3 protein-coding genes are annotated in these 5,944 nt (G+C 73.2%); all 3 read right to left on the reverse strand.

What is annotated here, in order from left to right; translation table 11 throughout:
* A partial coding sequence (locus AWZ10_RS17570) for a DUF6177 family protein (RefSeq protein WP_244172509.1) occupies positions 1-705 on the reverse strand: 705 nt, incomplete at its 3' end.
* A 19-nt stretch (positions 706-724) separates the two neighbouring features.
* Positions 725-4,759, reverse strand: a complete 4,035-nt coding sequence (gene eccCa, locus AWZ10_RS17575; RefSeq protein ID WP_060891530.1) for a type VII secretion protein EccCa — start codon at positions 4,757-4,759, stop codon at positions 725-727.
* 40 nt (positions 4,760-4,799) lie between these two features.
* A partial coding sequence (locus tag AWZ10_RS17580) for a CpaE/TadZ family protein (RefSeq protein WP_060891531.1) occupies positions 4,800-5,944 on the reverse strand: 1,145 nt, incomplete at its 5' end.

The raw sequence follows: 5,944 nt of genomic DNA on the forward strand, positions 1-5,944 counted from the left end.
CACGGCCGCCGTCCCGTCCTGCGCGAACGCCGGCGAGAACGCCCCGCCCTGCCAGCGCAGCACCGCCCCCGACAATCCGTCGTAGTAGCCGCACTCCGGGTCCTGGACGACCCAGCGGTTGGGGACGCGCGCGAGTGTCGTACGGGCGGCGGTGGTCAGGCGCACGCCGGGCGGCGTGACGATCTGCAGGGACCGCCGGGACGCCACGGCCGTCCGCATGATCTCCGCGAGCCAACTGGTCAGGGCCACCACCGGCCGGTCGACGAGGACGACCGCCGCATGCTCGGTCACCACGTCCACGGCGGGCTGCCCCGACCCCGCCGAAGGCACGGCCGACACGTCCACCGCCTTCGTGCTCGCCGCCCCGGGAGGCCAGGTGGAGCCGCCCAGGAGGGCGTTGAGCCGCCCGCACACCACGCCCGCGAGCCGCTCCGCCTCCGGCACCGCCGTGGACGCCCGCGCCTCCGTCCACCAGAACGGGGCCTGAACGGCCTGCCCGAGCAGCCGCTCCGCCTCACCGGGCACCTGCACCAGCACCGGCGACTCCACGGACACCAGCGGACGGCCGCCGGGACCGTGCAGCTGGACGACCGCGCCGTCGGCCGCCGCCGACAGGTCCAGGTCGGAGCCGCCGGCGTACAGACTCGTCATGAGGGTCCAGACGTCGGGCATCTTCGGGGTGAGGGCGATGACGTCCTTGGTCACAGCGGGAGTCCTTCGGGGGTCACAGTGAGAGTCCTTCGGGGTGTGCGTCGGATGCCACGGCGGTCTGGATCAGCTGGTGGGCCCGGCCCCGGCGGACCAGCGTGCCCCGCCCGGCCGGCTGCGCCGAGGCGTACAGACCCGGGAAGAGCTGGCCCTCGCTGCGCTCGCCGGTCATGAGCAACGCGGCCGTGCCGGTCTCGCGGAGGGTCTGCAGCAGCGGTTCGTACATCGCCCGGGAGGCGCCCGCCACCCGGCGCGTGATCACGAAGTGCAGCCCGATGTCCTGCGCCGACGACACGTACGGCAGGAACGGCGCCAGCGGCTGCTGTCCGGCGGTGGTGAGAATGTCGTAGTCGTCGACCAGGATCACGATCCGCGGGCCCTTGAACGTGGGCTCGTCGGTCAGTGCGTCCGGGTCGGCGCTCTGAGGCATCCGCTTCTCCAGCTCGCTCGCGATACCCGTCGCCAGGCCCGCCGCGAGCTTCGCGTTGTGCGCGTACCCGCCCCGGTACGGCTCCGGGATCACACCGCGCAGCCCGCGCCGGGGATCGAAGACACCGAAGACCAGTTCCTCGTCCGAGTACCGCTGAACGAGCTGCGCGGCGACCAGCTTCAGCAGGTTCGTCTTGCCGCACTCGTTGTCGCCCAGGATCAGCAGATGCTGGTCCGAGCCGAAGAGGTCGAGGAGAGCGGGCGCCAGGGCGTCCTGGTCCACACCGATGGGCACCCGGTGCGGCTCGGCGACCAGCGCCGGCAGCCGGTCGGACGGCAGCCTCGTCGGCAACACCCGTACGGGCGCGGCCAGTTCACCGTGCCAGGTGGAGCGGATCGTACGGGCCGCGTTCTCCAGCGCCGGACCGAGGTCACCCGTCGACGGCCGTCCGTCGAGGCGGGGGAGCGCGGCCTGGGCGAACAGCTTGCCGTCGGTCAGGACGCGCCCGGGAGTGTCGGGCGACAGCGTCTCGGAGAGCTTGCGGTCGACGCTCGAATCGCTCGGGTCGTTGAGCCGCAGCTCCACCCGGGTCCCGAACATCGACTGCGTCGCGATCCGTACGTCGTTCCAGCGGAGCATGCCGCCGACGACATGGATGCCGTAGCCGCCACCGCGCTTGAGCAGATCCACGACCGTGTCGTCCAGCTCGGCGAACTCGTCGCGCAGCGCGCCGAACCCGTCGATGATCAGCACGATGTCGGTGGACCCCAGTTCCCGCAGCCCGCCCTGCTTGCGCAGGTGCCGCAACTGGTCGACGGAGTCGATCCCGTGCTCCCGGAACAGCTCCTCCCGCTCGGCCAGCATCGTCCGCACCTCGGCGACCGTCCGCGCGGCCCGCTCCCGGTCGGCCCGCCCGGCGATCCCGCCGACATGCGGCAGCCCGGAGAGCGCGGAGAGCCCGCCGCCGACCAGGTCGAGCCCGTAGACGGCGACTTCGGCGGGCGTGTGGGTCGTGGCGAGGGACAGTGCGAGCGTCCGCAGCAGCGTCGTCTTGCCGGACTGCGGGCCGCCGATCACCGCCGCGTGCCCGCCCGCGACCGTCAGATCGAGCACCCAGTGCCCCTGCCACTGCTTCGCCGGATCGTCCAGCACCCCGAGCGGCACCCGCAACGGCCCCTCGGCGGACTCCAGTCGGTACCCCCGCTCGTCCACCCGCACGGGTCCGGCCGCCGCGTCCAGCGTGATCGCGTCCGGCAGCGGCGGCAGCCAGATCCGCCGCACCGGCCGCGCGGCGGAGGCGAGTTGGTCCACCATCACCGACATCACCGTCGGCCCGGTCTCCCGCTTGGTCGCCCGGGGCGCGTCGGCGACCCCGTCCGCGGCGGACACGGGCCCGCTGTCGAGCGTGTTGTACGTCGGATACGTCCAGGCCAGCGGTGTGTCGTCGTCCTGCGCGACCAGTGCGGGACCCCGGTACGCGCCCGATACGTACCCCGCCTTGAACCGCTCGTACGTCGATGTGTCCACCTTCAGATAGCCGAAGCCCGGCAGCGGTGGCAGATGGAACGCGTCGGTCGTGTCGAGCACGGTCCGCGACTCGTCGGCGGAGAAGGTGCGCAGCCCCAGCCGGTACGAGAGGTAGGTGTCGAGTCCCTTGAGCTTGCCGCCCTCGATGCGCTGGCTGGAGAGGAGCAGATGCACGCCGATGGAACGGCCGATGCGCCCGATGGAGAGAAACAGGTCGATGAAGTCCGGCTTGGCAGTGAGGAGTTCACCGAACTCGTCGATCACGACGAAGAGGTGGGGAAGCGGTTCGAGGTCCGGGCGCCCGGTCGCGCGCAGGGCGGCGTAGTGCCCGATGTCGGCCACGTTCCCCGCGTCCTTCAGCACCTGCTGCCGCCGCTTGACCTCGCCGGCGAGGCTGGAGTGGACGCGCTCGACGAGCCCCGCCTGGTTCTCCAGGTTGGTGATCACACCGGCCACGTGGGGGAGTTCGGTGAACGGGGCGAAGGTCGCGCCGCCCTTGTAGTCGACCAGGACGAGGGCCAGATCCTCGGGGGAGTGGGTGGCGGCGAGCGCCAGCACGAGGGTGCGCAGCAGCTCGCTCTTGCCGGAACCGGTCGCGCCGACGCACAGCCCGTGCGGGCCCATGCCCAGCTCCGAGGACTCCTTGAGGTCGAGGAGCACGGGTTCGTGACGGTCGGTCAGGCCGATCGGCACGCGCAGGAACTGCCGCTCGGCGCGCGGCGCCCAGAGGTCCACCAGGTTCAGCACGGCCGGGTCGTCGATGCCGAGGAGGCCCGGGAAGTCGACGGGACCGGTGACCGGGGTGCCCTCGGCGGCCGACTCCGCGGACAGCCGCAGCGGCGCGAGCAGCCGGGCGAGGCCTTCGGCACCGGCGGCGGTGACGTGGTCGGAGGTGCCGTGCGCGGCCGGGACGGTGTGCGGCTCCGCGATCGAGAGGGGGTCCGGCGCACGAAGATCCTCCACCACCACCTGATCGCCCCGCACAGTGATCCGCACCGCCACCTGATCGGGCTCGTGCACCTGCTCCTCCAGCAGATGCAGCACGGTGACCCCCATGTCCGGCAGCCCGACCGCCGTGTCGGGCCGGGGCAGTTCGGCGGCCGTCTCCCCGTACTCGTCGCTCACGACGAGCATGCGGGACGCCAGCTTCAGCGCCTTGCGGTCGGCGAGCCCCCGACGCACCTCCGCCGCGTACGAGGCACGCCGACCCAGCTCATGACGGAAGTGCCGGGCCAGCTGCGGCAGGCTCGGCGCGATCCGGCGGGCCGCCACCGGGCCGTCGTGCTCCTGCGAGTCCAGCACATGCGGCAGCCACTTGGCCCACTCCCAGTCCGCCAGCCGCTCGCCCGGCACACCGAGCGCCACGGCCACGTCGTCCGGCGCGTGCGAGACGGCGACCTGGACGAGGAGTGCGCGGGCCACCCGCAGCACGCCCTCCCGGTCGCCGACCACGCTGACATTGCCCGCGCGGTCCAACGGCACGGTGATCGGGCAGTCGTTGGCGACGGAGTAGCGGGCCAGCAGTGCCCGCGCCTCGTTCAGCATGAACGGGTCCGGCGGGGTCAGCACCCCGCCCTGGTTCTGCCCGATGGCCAGGTCCGCCACGGGTACGTCACCGGTGCCGACCCGCACCCGCAGGAAGTCGGTGTCCTGCCGCCGCCGCTCCCAGAGCCGGGCGGGGTCGCGCACCAGGTCGTACAGCGCCTCCGGGGGCGGATCGAGCACCCGCGCGAGCTGTCGCCGCTGCCGCTCGTCGGTGCCGAACTCCTCGCGCAGCTCCTCCAGATACTCCAGATACCGCTCCCGCTGCGTACGCCGGGTGCGCTGGGCCTTGCCGCGCTGGGAGAGGAAGAGGGCGACCGCGCCGAGCAGCGCGAACACCAGCACGATCGCGCCGAGTGCCGCGAACTGGCTGTTCCGGATCACGGTCATCATCACGACCGAGCCCATGACACCCGCCATCGGCAGCAGCGCCGTCGCCGCCGTCCCCGCCTTGCCCTCCGGGAGGTTCGGCGGCGGCTCGATCGTCCGGGCCCCGGCGGCCCCGAGCGGCCGGGTGCTCCGCGCGGGCCGATGGATCAACTGCTGGGTCACGGACGGACCCCTTCTCGTATCTCTCGGGTGGCTGCCGTGGTCATCGCATCCGCACCGCCCGGGTCATCGCCTCCGCCGCCAGCGTGATCGCCGCTTCACGGGTCTCCTGGCCCAGCAGCGCGGTGCGGATGGGGCCGCCCTGGGCGAGGTGGCGGTCGTAGGGGACGGGGACGACGTGGACGCCTGACTCCCTGAGATGCGCGACCGCCGTTGTGAGGTCCAGCGTGAGGTCGGGGGAGTTGGCGGTCAGCGCGACGACGGTCGAGGCGAGCGCGGAGTGCGGCAACTGGCCGAGCCAGTCCAGGACCTGACGGGTTCCGTTGACGCCCTCGGCGGTCATCGGCGCGACGACCACGCGCGCGTGGGCCGTGTCCATCGCCGTACGTGCCACCTCGCCCGGCAGCGTCTCGCAGTCCACCACCGTCACCGCGAAGTAGCGCCGCAGCGCGAGGGTCACCGTGCGGTACGTACGGATGTCCAGCGGGGCCCCGACCCGGCCCTGGCTCCCGGGCAGCAGCCAGCCACCGTCGGACACCGGCACCAGGTACCCGGTGACATCGGTGAGCTGCATCGCCGGGTTCAGGATGCGCGCGAGATCGGCCACCGCCCAGCGCACCGAGTCGGCCCCCATCCGCACCGGCAGGGTGCCCAGCGCCGCGTCCGCCTCCATCGTCAGCACGGGGTCGTGGCGGTAGTGGTTGAACGTCCGCCCCAGCAGCGCGGCCGTCGTCGACTTCCCGACCCCGCCCCGGATCGACGTCACGGCGATCACCCGTCCCGTCGTCACCGGCTGCTGCAGCTCCCGCGCGATCCGCGTCTCCTCGGCCACGTCCTGCGCGGCGGAGGAGGTGAGCTTCCGGATCGACCGCCCGGTACGCCGGGCCACCGAGTCCCCGTGCTGGGGCCGCCCGAGCGCGTGCGCGAGCCGAGGATCGATCGTGGGGACCGAGTCGGGGGCGCGCAGGGGGGTCTGAGGCGCACGGGAACCGCGGGGAGCGGGCGCGGCCGGGGAACCCCCCGACCCTGGAGGGACGTCGCCGGGCTGCTCCGCCCGGTCCCCGCCACCGGGCGCGACCGGCGGCTGCGCGGAGACCTGGGGGAGCCCCGTACGGGGGCCCACGACGGGGGTGTGCGGCACGGGCGGCCCTACGACGGGCGACGCGACGGGCGGGTGCGCGCCGGGCT

It is taken from the genome of Streptomyces europaeiscabiei, from assembly GCF_001550375.1.
GTDB lineage: Bacteria > Actinomycetota > Actinomycetes > Streptomycetales > Streptomycetaceae > Streptomyces > Streptomyces europaeiscabiei.